Source organism: Flavobacterium fryxellicola, from assembly GCF_900143245.1.
GTDB classification, from domain to species: domain Bacteria; phylum Bacteroidota; class Bacteroidia; order Flavobacteriales; family Flavobacteriaceae; genus Flavobacterium; species Flavobacterium fryxellicola.
Window position 1 is genome coordinate 168,616 of record NZ_FRDK01000006.1, and the last position, 19,487, is coordinate 188,102.

General features: G+C 34.1%; 18 protein-coding genes. 8 read left to right on the plus strand and 10 right to left on the minus strand.

Translation table 11 applies throughout. The annotated features are described in order from the left end of the window. The first annotated feature begins 72 nt into the window (after positions 1-72). From BUA03_RS10705 to BUA03_RS10725, 5 genes are all read left to right on the plus strand, one after another. Positions 73-600, plus strand: a complete 528-nt coding sequence (locus tag BUA03_RS10705; protein WP_066077560.1) for a DUF6155 family protein — start codon at positions 73-75, stop codon at positions 598-600. Between the two features lie 107 nt (positions 601-707). Next, entirely contained in the window at positions 708-2,252 is a 1,545-nt protein-coding gene (locus BUA03_RS10710; RefSeq protein WP_066077562.1) for a DEAD/DEAH box helicase, read from the plus strand. Between the two features lie 145 nt (positions 2,253-2,397). Then, positions 2,398-3,735, plus strand: coding sequence for a DEAD/DEAH box helicase (locus BUA03_RS10715; protein WP_066077564.1), 1,338 nt, complete (start codon positions 2,398-2,400; stop codon positions 3,733-3,735). 285 nt (positions 3,736-4,020) lie between these two features. Next, the gene (locus BUA03_RS10720) at positions 4,021-4,239 is read left to right on the plus strand and encodes a hypothetical protein (RefSeq protein WP_066077566.1); all 219 of its coding nucleotides are present in this window, start codon (positions 4,021-4,023) and stop codon (positions 4,237-4,239) included. 976 nt (positions 4,240-5,215) lie between these two features. Then, positions 5,216-5,797 (plus strand): LOG family protein, encoded by a 582-nt coding sequence (locus BUA03_RS10725; protein WP_066077567.1) that lies wholly within the window; start codon positions 5,216-5,218, stop codon positions 5,795-5,797. A gap of 238 nt (positions 5,798-6,035) precedes the next feature. Here the strand turns inward: BUA03_RS10725 and BUA03_RS10730 are convergent, their stop codons facing one another. Further along, positions 6,036-7,265 carry a multidrug effflux MFS transporter gene (locus tag BUA03_RS10730; protein ID WP_066077668.1) on the minus strand — a complete coding sequence of 410 codons (1,230 nt, stop codon included), beginning with the start codon at positions 7,263-7,265 and terminating at the stop codon, positions 6,036-6,038. Positions 7,266-7,604: 339 nt separating this feature from the next. Beyond that, the gene (locus tag BUA03_RS10735) at positions 7,605-8,111 is read right to left on the minus strand and encodes a DUF2911 domain-containing protein (RefSeq protein ID WP_066077569.1); all 507 of its coding nucleotides are present in this window, start codon (positions 8,109-8,111) and stop codon (positions 7,605-7,607) included. A gap of 184 nt (positions 8,112-8,295) precedes the next feature. Here BUA03_RS10735 and BUA03_RS10740 point away from each other — a divergent pair, with 184 nt between their 5' ends. Both BUA03_RS10740 and BUA03_RS10745 read left to right on the plus strand, forming a co-directional pair. Then, entirely contained in the window at positions 8,296-10,212 is a 1,917-nt protein-coding gene (locus tag BUA03_RS10740; protein WP_066077571.1) for a DUF294 nucleotidyltransferase-like domain-containing protein, read from the plus strand. A gap of 2 nt (positions 10,213-10,214) precedes the next feature. Continuing rightward, positions 10,215-10,811: a 3'-5' exonuclease gene (locus BUA03_RS10745; protein WP_066077573.1), complete on the plus strand. Its 597-nt coding sequence runs from the start codon at positions 10,215-10,217 to the stop codon at positions 10,809-10,811. 8 nt (positions 10,812-10,819) lie between these two features. On the opposite strand, the gene BUA03_RS10750 is transcribed toward BUA03_RS10745, so the two are convergent. The 7 genes from BUA03_RS10750 to BUA03_RS10780 form a co-directional block, all read right to left on the minus strand. Beyond that, the gene (locus tag BUA03_RS10750) at positions 10,820-11,311 is read right to left on the minus strand and encodes a 4'-phosphopantetheinyl transferase family protein (RefSeq protein ID WP_066077575.1); all 492 of its coding nucleotides are present in this window, start codon (positions 11,309-11,311) and stop codon (positions 10,820-10,822) included. Between the two features lie 53 nt (positions 11,312-11,364). Further along, positions 11,365-11,619, minus strand: coding sequence for an acyl carrier protein (locus tag BUA03_RS10755; RefSeq protein WP_211266380.1), 255 nt, complete (start codon positions 11,617-11,619; stop codon positions 11,365-11,367). Between the two features lie 85 nt (positions 11,620-11,704). Beyond that, entirely contained in the window at positions 11,705-12,988 is a 1,284-nt protein-coding gene (locus BUA03_RS10760) for a beta-ketoacyl-[acyl-carrier-protein] synthase family protein (protein WP_066077579.1), read from the minus strand. Positions 12,989-13,125: 137 nt separating this feature from the next. Further along, complete coding sequence (locus BUA03_RS10765; protein WP_066077672.1) at positions 13,126-13,554, minus strand: 3-hydroxyacyl-ACP dehydratase FabZ family protein; 429 nt, start codon at positions 13,552-13,554, stop codon at positions 13,126-13,128. A 32-nt stretch (positions 13,555-13,586) separates the two neighbouring features. Further along, the gene (locus tag BUA03_RS10770; RefSeq protein WP_066077670.1) at positions 13,587-14,639 is read right to left on the minus strand and encodes a type III polyketide synthase; all 1,053 of its coding nucleotides are present in this window, start codon (positions 14,637-14,639) and stop codon (positions 13,587-13,589) included. Continuing rightward, on the minus strand, positions 14,636-15,349 hold the full coding sequence (locus tag BUA03_RS10775; RefSeq protein ID WP_066077581.1) for a methyltransferase domain-containing protein: 714 nt from the start codon (positions 15,347-15,349) through the stop codon (positions 14,636-14,638). The genes BUA03_RS10770 and BUA03_RS10775 overlap by 4 nt, the downstream gene beginning before the upstream one ends. Then, the gene (locus tag BUA03_RS10780) at positions 15,350-16,462 is read right to left on the minus strand and encodes an NAD(P)/FAD-dependent oxidoreductase (protein ID WP_066077583.1); all 1,113 of its coding nucleotides are present in this window, start codon (positions 16,460-16,462) and stop codon (positions 15,350-15,352) included. Positions 16,463-16,566: 104 nt separating this feature from the next. Between BUA03_RS10780 and BUA03_RS10785 the strand changes: the two genes are divergently transcribed. After that, positions 16,567-17,292: a hypothetical protein gene (locus BUA03_RS10785; RefSeq protein ID WP_066077585.1), complete on the plus strand. Its 726-nt coding sequence runs from the start codon at positions 16,567-16,569 to the stop codon at positions 17,290-17,292. On the opposite strand, the gene acs is transcribed toward BUA03_RS10785, so the two are convergent. Further along, positions 17,293-19,200, minus strand: coding sequence for an acetate--CoA ligase (gene acs / locus BUA03_RS10790; RefSeq protein WP_066077587.1), 1,908 nt, complete (start codon positions 19,198-19,200; stop codon positions 17,293-17,295). Positions 19,201-19,487: the final 287 nt, after the last annotated feature.

The following is a 19,487-nucleotide window of genomic DNA, read 5'->3' on the forward strand; positions in this document are numbered from 1 at the left end:
TTAAGTAATATCCTTGATTTACGGCATATTGATTCCTAAAGTAAATTACTTTTGTATCCTTAAACTTTGATAATGAGCAAACGCGATTTAAAAAAATATTTGTCTGAATTAAATAAAGAGCAACTCGAAGAACAAATTATCGAATTGTATGAGAAATTCAGTCCCGTAAAAGTCTATTATGATTTTGTTTTTAATCCAAAGGAAGAATCACTTTTACAAGAATGCAAGCTCAAAATTTCAAACGAATACTATCCTTTAAAAAAATCGGGAAGACGCAGCAAACCAAAAATGAGGCGCTCAGTGGCTCAAAAATACATCAAACATTTTATTATTTTGGGTGTAGATCCCTTTGTAATTGCGGATGTTATGCTATATAATATTGAAATTGCTCAAACATTTGCTTCGGAACATATAATTAAGCACGATTTGTTTTTTAAAAGTATGTTCAATTCCTTTGAACAAGCCGTTATTTTCTTGATTGCAAATGGAATACTGCAGGATTTTAAGTCCCGATTAAAAGTCATTCATCAGCAGACAATCAGTCAGAAATGGTATAACGAGCCGGAATTTAATGCCGTTTTAGAACGTATTGAGTATTAAATGGTGTCATAATTGAATTTTATTTAATCCATCCCATATTTTTTTAATTAAAAGTGACAGTTAAACTGTTTTTTAGGTGTAGTTTTGCAAAAATCCAACAATAAGCAATGTCCCAAAACACTTCAGAAATAGAAATCGAAGACAAAAAAGAACTTTACGCCTATCAAAAAGGCGATATTGATGCCATATTTGAACGTATCGATAATGCACCTCCTCAGCACCACTTATTATACCAGTTGCCTACCGGTGGCGGAAAAACAGTAGTTTTCTCAGAAATCGTGCGCCGTTATTTATCACAACATGATAAAAAAGTAGTTGTTTTAACACACCGAATCGAGTTGTGCAAGCAAACTTCAAAAATGTTGAAGGGTTTTGATGTAAAAAACAAAATCATCAACAGTAAAGTAAAAGAACTTCCTGACCAAAACGATTATTCCTGTTTTGTAGCCATGGTTGAAACGCTGAAAAACCGAATCAATGATGAAAAACTGCATTTAGATAATGTAGGATTGGTAATCATCGATGAGGCGCATTACAATTCCTTTAGAAAATTATTGAGCTCTTTCAAAAACGCCTTTATTTTAGGGGTTACAGCAACTCCTTTAAGTTCTAATATTAAGTTGCCAATGCATGAAAGCTATGATGAATTAATCGTAGGAGATACCATTAGCTCTTTGATTTCAAATGGATTTTTGGCAAAAGCAGTCACGTATAGTTATGATGTAGGTTTGACCTCCTTGAAAGTTGGGATCAATGGGGATTATACCGTGAAATCATCGGATGACCTTTACACGAATATGGCCATGCAGGAAAAATTGTTGCATGCCTACACTGAGAAATCCTTAGGTAAAAAAACCCTAATTTTCAATAATGGGATCAATACATCATTATATGTATATGAAACGTTTAGAGAAGCCGGTTATGCGATTCGCCACTTAGATAACACCAGCAATAACGAGGAAAGAAAAGATATTTTACATTGGTTCAAACATACTCCGGATGCTATTTTAACATCGGTGGGGATTCTTACCACCGGTTTTGATGAGCCTACAGTTGAAACCATAATATTGAATAGAGCTACAAAATCTTTGACATTATACTATCAAATGATTGGTCGCGGTTCCAGAAAATTGCCTAATAAAGATATTTTTAACGTGATCGATTTAGGAAATAATGCCGCAAGATTTGGACTTTGGAGTGAGCCTGTAAACTGGCAGCACATTTTTAAATCACCCGAGTTTTACTTGGAAAATTTACGTGACGATACGGAAATTGAATTGTATTTTAAATACAGCATGCCACCGGAATTACGTGAAAAATTTAGTAAAACGGCCATTGTAGCTTTTGATGTTGATGAAGAGCACAAACTCATTATTAAACAAAATTTGCGTTCCAAAGAAGTGCTTGAAAAATCCTTAGAACAACATGCTGCCATGTGTGTTGATAATTCAGAGACTTTGCAAGAGGCAAAAATATTGGGAAAATTACTAGATGATGATATTGATTGCCGCATCAAACGCTATTCAAAATGTCTGAGTCAGTGTAGTAAAAACTACCGCGAATGGCTTGTTGACGATTACAAATTAAAATTGGTACTGTTAACCGGTAAAAAATACCGTGAAAAAATCATGAATGAACCGGACGAAGATTAATATTTTTTTTTTAGAAGCTGATCCCGCTATTCGTTGCAATCTTCCACTTTTTAAAAAAAAAGCGCAAGGATTTCCACTGCTATCGGGGCTAGAAATTACGGTTACCAAACAACTATTTTTTTACAAAATATAAAATCCAAAAAAAATGTCAAAACAATTCTCTGATTTAGGAATTTCAGCACCCATATTAAAAGCGATTACCGAATTGAAAATTGTAGTACCAACAGAAATTCAGCAAAAAACGATTCCGTTACTGTTAGCAAACCAAACTGATTTAGTTGGACTTGCTAAAACAGGAACAGGAAAAACGGCTGCTTTTGGATTGCCAATCGTACAATTAATAGATACCAATTCTCCAGTCGTTCAAGCAGTAATATTAGTGCCAACGCGAGAATTAGGCCAACAAATATTTAAGAATTTAGAATCATTTGCTGCATTCTTACCCCAAGTTTCTATTGCAGCTACTTGTGGTGGAATTCCAATTAAACCGCAAATAGAACGGTTGGCAATGCCAACGCATATTGTTGTGGCAACACCGGGACGCTTAATAGATTTGATTCAGCGCAAAGCCATCAATTTAAAAGAAACCAAATTCCTCGTGCTCGACGAAGCCGATGAAATGGTAACGATATTAAAGGAAAGCTTAGACGAGATTGTAGCAGAGTTAAACGAAAGTCACAGAACCTTCTTATTCTCGGCCACCATGCCCGGCACCATAAAACAGTTGATCCAAAACTATCTAAATAAAAATGTGGTACAAGTAAGTGCCAACATGGAAACGGTAGGAAATCAAGGCATTGACCACGAATATATTGTGGTAGATCCTATTGAAAAACTGGATGTTTTAATGCATTTTTTGAATTCGAAAGAAGGAGAACGCGGAATCATCTTTTGTAAAACCAAAGCGGCGGTTAATAAATTAGCCAAAAACTTAGCCATCAACCGCTTTTCATCAGGCGCTTTGCACGGCAGTTTATCGCAAGGAATCCGTGACCGAATCATGGAGCAATTCCGTGAAGGACATATCAATATTTTAGTAGCTACTGATTTAGCCGCAAGAGGAATAGACGTTAAGGAAATCTCGTATGTGGTGAATTACCATTTACCTGATGTGTATGAAGCCTACGTGCACCGCAGTGGAAGAACGGCTAGAGCAGGAGCGAAGGGACTTTCTTTGACTGTTTTACAACCCGAAGAAGTGGCTGAAATCGCTGATTTCGAAAAAGAATTGGGAATAAAATTCACCCAATTTAAAAAACCGAGCGCACTCAGTATTGAAGAAAACAATACTTTACTTTGGGCCAAACAAATTTTCAAAACCAAACCCAACCATGAGGTAGATGCCGAATTGAAAACTAAAATAAAAACCGTTTTTCATCATTTGACTAAAGATGAATTAATCGAAAAATTGTTGGCTAATTATTTGTTGCAAAACAAAAACGAACCGACAGAGAAACCGGTAAAAAGACAAAAAATGAAATAACAACTATTTTGTTTTATAATGAAAAACCATTGCAAAGCTTGAGAAAGCTGGGCAATGGTTTTTTTATGGTTTTGTTTTAGATAAAAATTATAGAGAAAAGGTTTTTACTGGATGATTTGTAAATAATTATTTATATTTTAGCTAAACAAATAACAGCTCTTTTATGGCACAAAGCCTACCAAATTTGGGTGAATAGGAGCCATTTTATGGCTACTATATACAAGTTGTAGAGCATATCTAAAAAAACCTAGAACACAATAATTTTTTACCTAGAACTTAAAAAATATGAAACAAATTACAATTGGAAATTTAACTTTCTCAAAAAAAGCAATTCAAACAATTACCTTTGGTCTTTTTTGTACTGGAATTTTAATTGGAGCTTTAACTGCTCATCGAATTAAAACAGAAACAAATTTCAATTTTGGATTACTTGCGATTTTCAGTATTCCGATTTGGATTATATTAAAATCTAAATTAAAAACGGAAATAATTAAAAAGATATAGTAAATTTTCTTGTCCCAAAAGATAACTTTAGCCGAACTCAACTTGAAAAACACTTTGTCGCAAATCAAATGCTTACAATTGCTTAATAAGTAATTTAAGGAAGCTATTTGCAGTGCGGAAAACAGTCAAACCAAATTTTGTCTAGAAAAAAGTACAACGGGAAAAAATGCAGAACCAGATCGCTCAGATATCACAACGCGAAGTTAGCGCGGAATTGCATATCCGATGCTCCCACATTAGAGCTGATTATATATTAAGACATAAATATGAAAAGAAACATAAATCTAATGTTAAGTAGCACTTGTTTTATTTATTTTGTATGTTTAATATACATATCATTTAAGCATATTGTTATAAATAACTTTTTTAGTGGAATATTCGAATTAATAACTATTCCTTTAATTATTTTAGCAATTGTAATGCTTGCTGTTAATATCCAAAGATGGTATTTGGAAAATTTTTTTAAAAATCAAGCTCTTTTCTTTCAATAGTAATTTTATTAACAACTATAATCTTAATGACTTTAGCAACAATCTTTGATGTTTAAAATACAGGTAATAAGGTGTTTTTAACATTAGTTAAGACGACCTTATCTTTAATAGAAAAATAACAAGGTATAAGATCAAAAGGTTCGTGGCGTATGAAAGGGGAATAATGAACTGGATTTTCCGAGCGCGCGGATTAGCATCCAGATCGCTCGAATATCACAACGCGAAGTTACCGCAGAATTACATTCCGTAACCACCATGATGATCCTGCTAGCCATAGTACAAATATTATACAGGTATAAAACCGTATATCAAATTTGCGTTTATTTTGTCATTTCGACGAAGGAGAAATCACATAACATGAGCAACTAATAAAATTGGCTAAGCCTATTCGAGTTTTACTCTCGGGACTCCTGCGTGGAAATGACAAACGACCATAAAAATATTAATTAAAAGTTTCCTTTTCCTAATTTATAATAACAATTACAATGAAAAGAATTACAGTTTTTTGCGGTTCAAGTATGGGAACGGACGAAATTTTCAAATCACAAGCGACTTTATTGGGTCAAACATTAGCCAACCAAAACATTGAATTAGTGTATGGTGGCGCCAATGTTGGACTTATGGGAGCAGTCGCAGACGGTGTGTTGAGCCAAGGTGGAAAAGTAATTGGAGTTATTCCGTTCTTTTTACAATCAAAAGAACTTGCGCATACTAACTTGACAGAGTTAATTGTAGTAGACACGATGCACGACAGAAAAACGAAAATGGATGAGTTGTGTGACGGAGTAATTGCCATGCCAGGCGGTTTTGGAACTCTTGAAGAATTATTTGAAATGCTCACTTGGGCACAACTTGGACTTCATAAAAAACCAATTGGCATTTTAAATACAAACGGATTTTATGATGCCCTAATCGTTTTAATTCAGACCATGGTGGACAAAGGTTTTTTGAAAACAGTTAATCAAGAAATGCTTTTGGTGAGCGACACCATAGCCGAACTGCTTGATAAAATGAAAAACTATGAAGCAACTACAGTTGGAAAATGGATTACTGAAGAAACCCTTTGAAGACAAAAAAGCACTACTGCGAGAAATCCTTTGGCAATGTCACGATTGAAGTGCTTCTTTTTAACAGATATGACTGCTTCACAATTTGTAAACGTTTTCAACTAAAGTTTTAAAACTCCTTCAATTAAAAAATAGTAGCATGTTGTGGAGTAAATCCGAAAAGAGCGAAATTGCTATTATTGTACTTTTCTAAGTATAAAAAATTGATTAACACTAATATACTCCTTAAGACAAACCACTACTGCGCCGGTACCATTTCTTCATCTGCTGAAGTTGTTATAATTTTTCTAATGTTTCGTTTTCCAAGAATTAAAATGAGTAACGCCAGAACGGTTGAAACCGTCATAATCAACACCATAGGCAACATGGAATTGGTTACAAAAATCCCCACTGCAAAGGATGCAAAAGCACCTAATCCCAATTGTATAGCACCCATAAGCGCTGAGGCACTTCCTGCATTTCTGGCAAAAGGAGCAAGGGTAAGCCCTGCTGTATTTGGGTTTGAAATCCCTAAACACGCTAGAAATAAAAATAACATAGCGATTGTTTCATACAATCCTAAAAGACCATTCACTGCTAAAATTAGAAATACAACGCTAATTACGGTTTGTGAAAGTAAGGCTCCTAAAATCATTTGTTCACTATTAAACTTTCTTAATAGCAACGAATTCAGTTGACTTGCACTTATGAAACTCAATGACATAAACGCAAATATCCAGCCGTAAGTTTTGGCGTCGACCTTAAATATATCCATAAATAAAATAGGAGAGGCGGCCACGTAGGTAAATAAACCAGAGAACGCAATTGCTCCTGCAAACGAATAAGTATAAAATTGTGGTTCTTTCAGAATCTTAATAAAATTAGTAATAATTGGTTTTGGTTTAAGTGAAATAGAAGTGTCCGGCAAATAGGTGTTTGGTAAAATAATCTGGGCTGCAATAAGAATTACGATTCCCATGCACATCAAGATAAAAAATACGGTATGCCAGCCATAATCTTCGGTTACGTAACCGCCAATTGTAGGCGCTAGCATTGGCGAAAGCCCAACAACTAGCATCAACATGGAAAATACTTTTGGAATATCTTTCACAGGAAATAAATCACGAACCATAGATACAGAAGCTACAGTTGCCGCACAACTACCAACGGCTTGAATGAAACGCAAGCCAATAAAAGTATCTATATCAGTTACGAAGACACAACCTAGGGATGCTACTATGTACACTAACAAACCAATAAAGAGTGGTTTTTTTCGGCCAAAACGGTCTAACAACGGTCCATAAAGTAATTGTCCTGCTGAAATTCCAATAAAATAACTGGATAAAGTCATTGAAACATTGGCAACTGAAGTATTCAAGTCCTTGGCAATCCCGGCAAAACCAGGTAAATACATATCTATAGAAAAAGGTCCTAAGGCGGTTAAGGAACCCAATATTAGAATTAATTTGATGTACTTTTTCTTTGTAATTGTAGTATTTGTAGTCAAAATCGTTTTTTAATATTTTTGCAAAGGTAAATCAATTAAAGATGTAAATTCTCCTTCTAGAAAAGTATGATTAAATAAATTTGAAGTACTAAAATTGCTTTAATTTTGAACAATAATGCGGTACCCGATATAAAAATTAACATTTCTATCCAAGAAGGAATTACTAAATACAAGAAATTTTGCTACTTTCTAAATGATTATAAATGAACTATAATTTATATTATGTAAAATAGAAAAGATTAAAAGTGAGGCACGATCTAGAATTGCATTCTAAAAAAAAACACCACCTGCTGGTGATGCTTTTGGTGCTTACCTCCACTATTATTTGATGCTGATTGGAATATTCCAATGCTCCCAAGTTAGTGTAACATTATTAGCATTAACGGTATATACTAATTTTTCAGCGACTGACTTAGCCATTTTTTGTTTTACTGTCACACGCAGTTGATCTTCTTTTTCTTTGTAATCGTAAGCGCCCCATTGTTTTGCTTCTTTGTTGAAGATGATTACACATTCTTTTTCACCTGGTACAATAAAAAAGGAATATTTTCCTGCTGGCAATTTTGCTCCTTCAATTGTTACCTCTTTATCTGTTTCAAAAGTAGTTGCATCGTTTGCTCCGGCACGCCAAACTTTATTAAAGGGTACTAAAGCTCCCCAAATTTCTCTCGCATTTACCGACGGACTGCCGTAATTGATGGTAATGGTAGCCCCATTTATTTTTCCTGTGGCTACTTCTTTACTGCTTGTAGGTTTTCCTTGGGCAGCAATACTATTCACAATGAATAAGGCGATAAGCGCAAAATGTATTTTTCTAATTCCTTTCATGATTTAAAATGTTTTAGTTTGAGTTATAAAAGTAAAAAAAGGCAATTTAATTCATTCTGATTCTTGTTTATTTTATGAAAATCTTAAGTAATTTATAAATTAATTGTTTTGCCTGAAAAATGGCTGCGTTATAATTTTAAATTTTGTTATTTTTACACAAATATACATTCTTTATTTGCAAACTATGAATACAATTGCGGAACACATTGCTGACTTTTTAAAGGAATACCCACCATTTAATCATTTGACTTTTGGAGAGTTATCAATAATTGCGACCAGTATCCGAGTGGTAAATTTGGAAAAACACAAAATATTATTCCAAGTAAATGATCTTTTGCACGATAGCTTTTATGTTGTCGCCTCTGGTGTGATCAATTTATCTGTGATAGCGGATGCAGAGGAAACACTATTGAACAAATGTAGCGAAGGAGATATTTTTGGTTTGCGTCCATTTTTTGCTAAAAACAACTACATGATGACGGCAAAAGCCAGAGAAGAAAGCATTGTTTATGCTATTCCTATTGCTACTTTTCGGCCTTTTGTAGCCAATAATGCGGAAGTTTTAAATTTTTTATTGGAAAGTTTTGCAGTGAACACGCGGAATCCAAAGGATAAAGAAAATTTAATAGGAAAATTGATCTCTGACAACGTTTTTTATTCAGATCAACAGTCAGAAATGCAATACTTTCAAACTTTATCGTACAATACTTCGCCCTTAAAAACAAATAGTAATGCTATAGTTCAAGATGTTGCGCAATTAATGACCGAAGCATTAAAGAATAATATTGTAGTATGTGACAATAATATTCCTTTAGGTATTATTACAGACGCCGATATGCGGTCTAAAATTGCCACAGGACGGTTTCCTCCGTCCGCCTCCGTTTCTAAAATAATGTCGTCGCCTGTTATCACAGTATTGGAAAATGTTTCTTTAGCCGAAGCGCAATTGCTGATGCTAAAATATAATGTGACTCATTTGTGTGTAACCCAAGATGGTACCGATAAATCTATTGTTAAAGGAATTATTAGTGAACACGATTTAATTCTTGCGCAAGCTAATAATCCAGGGGTTTTAATTAAAGAAATTAAACGCTGTCAATCATCAAAAGAATTAAAACAAATTCGGGAACGTTTAACTGATTTAATTCAGACATCCATTTCAAAAAATATACCGCTTTCTCACGTCTTTAATATCGCCAGCGAAATCAATTTGGCAATCATTAAACGTTCAGTTGAATTATCAATTTTAGATTTAGGCTCACCTCCTGCCCGTTTTGCTTGGCTGAGTATTGGAAGTCAAGGTAGAAAAGAACAATTATTATTGACGGATCAAGATAGTATTTTGATTTTTGAAGATGTATCTGCGGACAAATATCGAGAGGTAAAAGACTATTTCCTAAAGTTGGGAAAAAGAACGACGGCTACGCTTGAAAAAATTGGTTATGAACTTTGTCCAAACGGACACATGGGTAGTAATATGTTGTGGTGTAAATCACTGACTGATTGGACAAAACAGTATGACAGCTGGATGAATACTCCAGGTGAAAACAGCAATGATTTAAGTAGTATTTTCTTTGATTATGAAATCACTTTTGGAGAACAAAAAATTGAAGATGCAATTGGAAATGTCGTTTTTAAGAATGCAAAAAACAATACTTTATTTTTTGACTTTCTTGGAAACGATGCATTACGAAAAAACTCTCCATTAACCTTTTTCAAAAAATTTAATGTGGAAGAAGAGGGAATCAATAAAGACAAGTTTGATATTAAAACACGGGCCTTGATGCCATTGATTGATGGCGCGAGACTTTTTGCTTTATATTTTGATATTAGAGGCATTAATAATACGTTCCAAAGATTCAAACAACTATCAATTACAGACCCAAAACATGCCGAAATTTATTTGAACTGCGCCGAAGCCTTTTTGACTTTATCAAAATTTAGAATATTAGAGGGACTAAAAAATGACAATTCAGGACAATTTATAAATTTGGAAGAATTATCAAAAATTGATCGTGAAAAATTAAAAAATGCATTAGCTCCTATGCGGGAATTAGAAGAACTTATAAAAGGAAAATTTCAACTTACACAATTTTCATAATCATGTTAGACTGGCTAAAAAATATTAATAAAGAACACCCTGAATTTTGGAAAAATTATGTTTCAAAATTTGATAAAAAATCATCTCGATATGTTGTTTTATCAACAGAAACCTCTGGTTTAAATACAGCTAAAGATGTTATTTTATCTATCGGTTCTTTTGCAGTAATTGATAGCAGTATTATTATAGGCGATAGTTTTGAGTCGGTTTTATTGCAGTACAAATTTTTTCATGATAATGGCCTTTCTAATGAATTTCTAGTAGAGAGTAAAATGACAAAACTAGGAGAGCCAGATGCTATAAAAGCATTTATTGAATTTATAGGGAATTCCATCTTGGTTGGACATCATATCGATTTTGATGTTGAAATGATCAACGCTGCCCTAGAAAGGTTAGATTGTGGGCGCTTAAAAAATGAAGCATTAGATATTGATGTGATGCATCGCAAACTAAATGATATTAACGACAAGCAATTTTCTCTAGATGAGCTTAGCACTGCCTATAACATCCCCAAAAGCGATAGAAATTCGGCAGCCGAAGATGCGTATAAAACTGCTTTATTATTTTTAAAGTTAAAATCGAGATTGGGAATTAAGTAGCGTTTATTTTAATCAACAAGCATTATTCCCTCCCAAAACCGCCCATGATGTGTAATTGAAACAGGGCTTACAATTAAACTCGAAATGTCTTTAACAAATGGAATACCATTTATTTTACTGATTTTAGTTTCTAAATCTATCTTCCTAATTTGATTGAAATCCTGTTTTTTAGCAACAGCAATAGTATAAATTGATTCGTTTGAAATTTGCGTTTGCGTATGGTATGTCAAGCCGTTACAAGAAACGGTTCCTAAATTTTCATTTTCATAAAAACAGTCTAATTGCCAAGGAATATAGCCTCTTATTCCTGTTTCCCGATTGTAGATTTTATAAGCAGCTTCCTTTCTAGTCCATAAGTTCCAGACCATCATTTCTGGATTTGTAGCATTAGCAATCAGCAGCTGCTCGTTTTCAGTGAAAATTTTGTCCAAAAAACGGTTCCTTTGCCAGTTGCTTTCTTTCTTGGCTAAAGCCAAATCTACAATATCGTTTCCTATCATTTTCTAGTTTTCCGTTTGGAACAATAAAAGAGAATCGTTTTAATACTTGTGCTTTACTTTTCAGCAAGTTTGATTGCAACAATTTCCATCGCCGCTTTTACATTTATCATTTTTTCCATCGATTCATTATCAATTATTATAGTGTATTTCTCTTCGATATCTAGGATCACATCTACTAGGTTAGCAGAATTTATTTTTAAATCATTGATAAAATCAGTTTCCTCTGTAAGTGCGTCAAATGATTCCTGATTTTGTACATACGGCTTTACGATGGTTTTTAATTGCTCGATTATTTCTTGTTTACTTATCATTTATTTGATCTGTTATTTTTGTTAATTTTTTAGCTTTACTATTTTGTTTGCTTTGAATAGACAGACGCAATAAATCTTGTCTTTACGGCTGAGCCACTTTCCATTTCTTAAAAATCACGCAACCATTGACATCTCCAAAACCAAAACTGGCTTTAGCAATTATATTTAGTTCTTTTTTAATCATTTGTCTCGGAATCTTGGACTCGTCGATGAGTGCTGTGATTTCGGCATGCAGATCTTCGCAATTAATATTCGGAAAAATAAATCCCTGATCTAATTGCAATACCGATGCAACACTTTCAATACTTCCTGCTCCTGATAGGCAATGTCCTACCATTGATTTTAAGGAATTTATATAAGGAAAGTCTTTTCCTTTTCGTTCTAAAGCTTCGCTCCAATTCTGAATTTCTAAACTATCTTTAGAGGTTGCGGTCAAGTGGCCGTTGATTGCATCAATCTCTTTTGCATGTATTCCAGCATTTGCAATAGCATTTTTAATACACCGTTGTACCGCCATTGGATTTGGTGCCGTCATGGTTCCCAATCCCCGTTGTCCTCCAGAATTGATATTTCCTCCCAAGACTTCGGCGTAAATTCGGGCGCCACGAGCCAAAGCGGTTTCTAAATCTTCTAGAAGCAAAGCTCCTGCTCCGCTGCCTGGAACAAATCCCGAAGCACTAGCACTCATGGGTCTCGAGCCTTGTTCTGGTGAGTCATTATGTTTGAAAGTACACACGCGCATTGCATCAAAACCACCCCAGATATAAGGCCCAGAGTCACTGGTGCTTCCTGCTAAGATACGTTTGGCCTGACCTAATTTAATCCGCTCATAAGCCATCAATATACTTTCGGTTCCTGTGGTACAGGCAGAAGAATTAGTTGTTACTTGATTTCCTAATCCTAGTTTTCCACCTAAATAAGCACTTACACCACTGTTCATCGTTTGCGCTACGGCATTACTTCCCAACCGTCGTGTTTGAAAATCATCTATTTTATAAATGCTTTCCCTAAACTTGTCGATTCCTGAAGTTCCGGTACCAAAAATGGTTCCGCTTTCCCAATCCGGTTCTTGGTTATTTTCTAGGGTTAAGCCAGCATCCTTCCAAGCATCTATTCCTGCAATCACCCCATATAAAATCCCAGTTGAATTGAAATTACGGAGTTCTAATTCGCTAAAATAGTTTAATGATAATTCATTAGAAACGAGAGGTTTGCCAGAAATTTGACAGGAAAATTGCAGTCTTTCTAATTCTGGATCGTGTTTGATTCCCGAAATTCCCTTTGTAATAGCATTTGCAAACGCATCTAGTCCTACGCCATTTGGAGCAACTACGCCAAGACCGGTTATAACTACTCTTTTTTGCATTTTAATTTTTTAAATCATGAAAATTATATCAAACTTTTCGGCACATTTTTGGCTTTTCATTATTTTTAAATCCGAAAACAAAGGCATCCCCAAATATTGGAGATTACAACGGAAGAATTAAAAAAACCAATAAAACATCAAACAAGCATACCTGCAATTGTTCCTGAGCAAACTACTTCATTATTTTGATTTTTAAGTAGTACTTTGCATTTTAACTTCCCGAATCTAAAGTATATTTTTTCCGAAACAACAGTCACTTTTTCTTTTGGAAATACCGGTTTCAAAAATTCTATATCTGTTGATGTTAAGCCAATTGCTGTGTTTTTATTGAATGAATCATCTAATAAAAAAATTCCTAAACAAACCAATCCAATCTGAGCCATTACTTCTGTTAAAATGACACCTGGAGTAACTGGTCTTTCTCTGAAATGGCCCTTGTAAAAATCGAGATTTTCATCAAAAGTAAAACTTCCTACCACTCCATTTGAATCAATATGAATTATTTCGTCCACAAACAAAAAAGGTTTGCAATAGGGTAATTTGGATATAATTTCTTCTTTTTTCATAGTACTTCTATTCCCCATTTGGAATTTGGAATCTAAAACTGCAACAAAACTCTTTGTGCGGAAAATCCAGGTCCAAAACTCAGCATTAATCCTTTCTCTCCTTTTTTTGGCTTTTTTTCCATTATTTGCTCTAAAACATATAAGACTGTGGCACTAGACATGTTGCCATACAAGCGCAAAACTTCCTTAGTATCATCTATGTTTTTCCCCATATTTGAAAACAAACTTTCTACTGTTTGTATAATTTTTTTTCCACCGGGATGAAATATTAAATGATCAATATCCTCGATTCTTAAATCATTTTTTTCTAAAAAGGGATAAATAATAGCTGGAAAATGAGAAGCAATTGTTTCTGGTACTTCAATATCTAAAACCATTTGTAAGCCTGAATTGGTCAATTTAAAACCCATCATGTGAATGTTATCATAGAAATGATACATCTCCTCCGCTACAATTTCCGGGCCTTCATCATCTTCATGAGAAGATAGTAAAACACAAGCCGCTCCATCACCAAAAATAGCTGCACTTACAATATTTGCCATTGAAAAATCATCTAATTGAAAGGTTGCCGTAGGACTTTCTACTGCAATGACAGCAGCACGTTTACCTGGATTGGCTTGCAAGAAATTCTTAGCATATATAATCCCAGAAATTCCAGCTGCACAGCCCATTTCAGTAACGGGAAGGCGAACAATATCCTGACGTAATTTTAATTTATTAATCAAATAAGCATCTAGCGACGGAATCATAATACCGGTGCAACTGACCGTAATTATATAATCTAAATCTTCTGGATTCCAATTGGCTTTTGTCAGTGCTTTTTCGAGAACCTTTTCCCCTAAGTCAATGACTTCGCGTATATAGATATCGTTTCTCTCTTCAAACGACGTTTTAGTAAAGACTTCGATTGGATCCATTATAGAGTAGCGTTTGTCAACAGCTGCACCTTCAAAAATCTTCTTTACTTTTCTAATGAATCGATCCTCTTGCCCTACTAACCAGGAATCCAAAAAAGGAAGTATTTCATCTGTATTTCTGGAATATCTTGGTAACTGTTTTGTTACGGTTTTGATTTTTACACTCATATTTTTGAAATTATCCATTGGTAGCGAAAAGCCCATTTCCAATGAATTTTATAGTTGCTAAAGTTTAATTTTTTGGAGAAACGAACTAACTCTTCCTTTTTAAAACCTCGTAATATTGAAGTTAATCCATCTTCTCTTGACATGTCGTTCAATTGAAACACAAAACATAATCCTTGAAACAAGCGATATGCAATTGCACTTCGATGTAAATCATTGATAACTATACCCATACTTGCATTGGTTTCAAATACGCCCAACAACTGAACAATTTCATCGTCTTTGAAATGATGCAATGTTAAAGTACATAGAACGATATCATATTTTAATTCTGCAAATGAAGGTTTGAAAATATCCAGACATTGGTAGCTGATGGTGGAATAATTTTCAGATAATTTTAGAGCATGTGAGATCGTAAAATTATTAGCGTCAACTCCTATCAATCGAAATTTTAAATTATTTTTTATTCCAAAATCGGCCAAAGTCCTTAACATATCACCATTACCGCAACCTACATCAAGAATTACAATTTCTTTTGATTTGGATTCTTTAGCAATTAGTTCCCTTACTCCTTTTAAAGTTAACTGATTTCCTCCTAAAAGCTGATTGATTTTAGCTATTTTATCCAAGGCATCTCTTAATTCTTCGCCTTCGAGAAAAAAGTCATCCATTATTTCGGAATCATTGGTTCTGTGCGTTGTGTTTAAAGCCATTTATATTGGTTTACCATGCGTTTTTTTTATTATTATTGACAGAATGAATGGAAAAAGTATTAAAATTTTCAGGGCAACTTGCGCTGTTTTTTCATGTTGTAATAGCTTTCCCAATCGACGACCTGTTTGCAATCTTTTTTTAAAATTTTTATTCCAATCGTTTATATAATTATTTTCTAAGGTGGCTCTATTTATTCTATTTTCTAAAAAATGTATTGTATTTTCCGCCGCTAGTTTCGCACTGTGAATAGCCATTGCCATTCCATTTCCGCACAAAGGATGAATTAATCCTGCGGTATCACCAATCATAAGTATATGCGCTTCTACACATTTTTTTTCTTCAAACGAAACTTGACTAATTGTCAAAGGCTTTTCAAATTGTATGCTAGCATTTTTAAAAATTTCTTTCAAATTTGGATTTTTACAAACTACTTTTGTTTGATAGTCTTCAATAGATTTGTACTGTTTGAATGTTTCATAATTTGCAAGATAGCATATATTTACTAAATTATTTTCAATTTTTGAGACACCGCAATATCCTCCTTTAAAATGATGTAGACCAACATAGTCGTCTGGGAAATGCAGCTCATAGTGGGCCTTAACACCTAACCAATGCGATTGTTTTTGAATAAAGTTACGTTTTAATTTGATGTCTAGATTGGATCTTTTTCCAAAAGCTCCAAGTACAATTGTTGCAGCATAGGTGTCCGAATTTGTGGTGATTGTAAATATACCGTCTAAAAATGCAATATCAGTTACCGTCTCTTGAACAATTACACAACCACGCTCTTTCGCTTGGTTATATAAATATTGATCTAATTGATACCTACTTATCCCAAATCCGCCCAAAGGCAAAACTGCGTTTAAAGATTTTCCAGAAACTAATGAAAAGGAAAGTTTGTCAATGTGTTTAGGTTGCAACGAATTAATGTCTAAACCAAGCGATTTTAAATAAGGTGAAACTTCGTTGGAAATGTATTCGCCACAGACCTTGTGTTTGGGAAATTCATTTTTTTCGATTACCAAAACAGTATAATTATTATTTTTAAGATGGATTGCAGCAATTAGTCCTGCCAAACCGCCACCGACAATAACTATTGAATTTTGTATCATAGTGGTAAACTTAAGAATTTAGATTTATAAAGCGTTTTAAAATGCTCTAAATTTTTACACAAATTTTGTAATAAAAAATTTAAAGTACTAGATTTGTTTTAACTATGAAAAAAACCACAATTAAGAGAGTTTTACTTTCAATAACTATTGTTTTATTGATTGTTTATTATTGTGCTGGAATTCTTTTTGATCCTAGTCTGGTAATTTTTATTAAACCTTTTATCATACCAAGCTTTATTGCCTATGCCGCAGTGGCTAATGGTACTAAACTTGTGTGGAATTATATGTTATTTGTATCCTTTTTTTATGTTTATCAGCTTTTGATCTTGTTTTGGGAAGATTCAGCACACTTATTTAGAGGAGCCATGGTTGCATCGTTTTTTTGCTACTTATTTCTAATACGTTTAGGTTATCGTTCCATTAAAAGTAGCAAATTATACACCTTACCTAGTGGATTTACGCTCTTTATATTAGTATTAAATTGCCTATTATTACTACTAATTTTATATGTTTTGATTTCTGCCATTGGGGATCAATATCTCAATATTATTTTAGTTTTTAATGCCGTCATTACTGTGTTTTTAGGTATTACGGCTGTTTTATATCTAAGTAAATTTGGAGATAAAAAAGCATACTATTACTTTTTTGGAGCTTTTGCCCTCATTTTTAATGATATTTTTGCCGCCATTGGAACATATTTTGTAAACAATATAGTTTTAAATAGTATCGACAGAATACTTCATTTTGGTTCTTTCTATTTGATTTATCTCTTTGTTGTAAGCAAAAAAAAGGTCAAAAATCATGTAGTAGATTCTCAACCTTCGTTTTAATTATACTTTATTATTTTTTATTTCCTCTACAATTTCAGGATTTAATAAGGTCGAAACATCACCCAAATTAGAAAAGTCTCCCTCTGCAATTTTTCTAAGGATTCGCCTCATGATTTTACCAGAACGGGTTTTGGGCAAACCAGAAACAAATTGAATTTTATCTAGTTTAGCAATTGGCCCAATATGGTCTGAAATATGTTGATTAATTTCGTTAGTAAGGTTTTCTTTATTTCTCGTTTCTCCACTTTCTTTTAAAATAACAAAACCATACAAAGCATTTCCTTTTATATCATGAGGAAAACCTACAATAGCCGATTCAGCAACGGCAGGATGCTCATTGATAGCATCTTCTATTGGTGCCGTTCCTAGGTTGTGTCCTGAAACAATTATTACGTCATCGACACGACCCGTAATTCTATAATAGCCCACTTCATCGCGCAATGCGCCGTCTCCCGTAAAAAATTTCCCTGGAAATGCAGAAAAATAAGTGTCTTTATAGCGTTGATGATCACCCCAAATCGTCCGAGCTATTCCTGGCCACGGAAACTTGATACATAGGCTTCCCGTCACTTGATTACCCTCTATTTCATTGCGTTTATCATCCATCAGAACCGGTTGGATTCCAGGTAATGGCAATGAGGCGTATGTCGGTTTTGTTGGGGTTACAAATGCAATGGGTGAAATCATTATTCCGCCAGTTTCTGTCTGCCACCACGTATCTACCACTGGACATTTTTTAGCTCCAACGTGGTCATTGTACCAGTGCCAAGCTTCTTCATTTATTGGTTCACCAACAGAACCCACTACTTTAAGTGATTTCAGAGGGTGTTTTTGAACAAATTCAATATTTTCTTTGGCCAAGGCCCGAATCGCAGTTGGAGCAGTGTAAAACTGTGTCACTTTATGTTTTTCAATTACCTCCCAAAAACGACTAAAATCAGGATAAGAAGGAACTCCTTCAAAAAGTACAGTGGTCGCACCGTTTAACAAAGGTCCGTACAAAATATAGGAATGTCCGGTAATCCAACCAATATCGGCAGTACACCAGAAAACATCACTTTCTTCATAATGGAAAACATTTTTAAAAGTATAAGCAGTATAGACCATGTAACCGGCCGTAGTATGTACCATTCCCTTAGGTTTTCCAGTAGAACCAGACGTGTACAGAATAAACAAGGGATCTTCAGCATCCATAATTTCGGCCACATTATTGTCTGAGGCTTGGTCTAAAAGAGGTTGTAACCACTGATCGCGACCTTCTTCCATGGTAATATCTGAATGGATTCTTTTAGCTACTAAAACTTTTTCGACAGAAGAACACTTTTGAAGCGCTTCATCAATTATTCCTTTTAAATCAATGGTTTTGTTTCCTCTAAAACCACCATCAGCTGTGATCACCATTTTACAGCCGCTGTCATTGATACGACTAGCCACTGCCGATGCTGAAAATCCAGCAAAAACAACAGAATGAATGGCTCCTATTCTGGCACAAGCTAATACTGAAACGGCTAATTCAGGAATCATCGGTAAATAAATACACACACGGTCTCCTTTTTTTATTCCTTGTTCTCGCAATACATTTGCCATTTTGCAAACACGTTGATGCAATTCTGTATACGTAATGTGCAATGCGGCCTCTGAAGGGTCATTAGGTTCAAAAATAATTGCCGTTTTCTCGCCTCTTTTTGCAAGATGCCTGTCAATACAATTTTTGACAATATTTACTTTGGCTTCAGTAAACCATTTAATGTCGGCATCAGCCATATTAAAGTCAACCACTTTATCCCATTGCTGGTACCAAGTGAAATTTTCTTCTGCTATTTTACCCCAAAATTTTCTAGGTTCACGAACTGATTTATTATAATGTTTAAAATATTGTTCTAGATTTTCAATTTTGTAGTAGCTCATGATATAATTTTTTATAAAAGTATTAAATCTCTAGCTATTCTTAAAATTATATATTTTATAAATACCGACAAAAAAATACAAATTATCAAATTATAAGGCTGTTTTGATACTAATTAGTTAGATTTTTATTGGTTTCGGCAAAATTTTTAAAACACAAAAGGGCGAGATAGATTTAAATCTACCTCACCTAATGCATCAACAAAATTTACCAACAATTAAAATCAACAATTAAAATCAACACTAAATTGCATGAATCACTTCCTAAAAAACAACTAGAACGGGGTTAA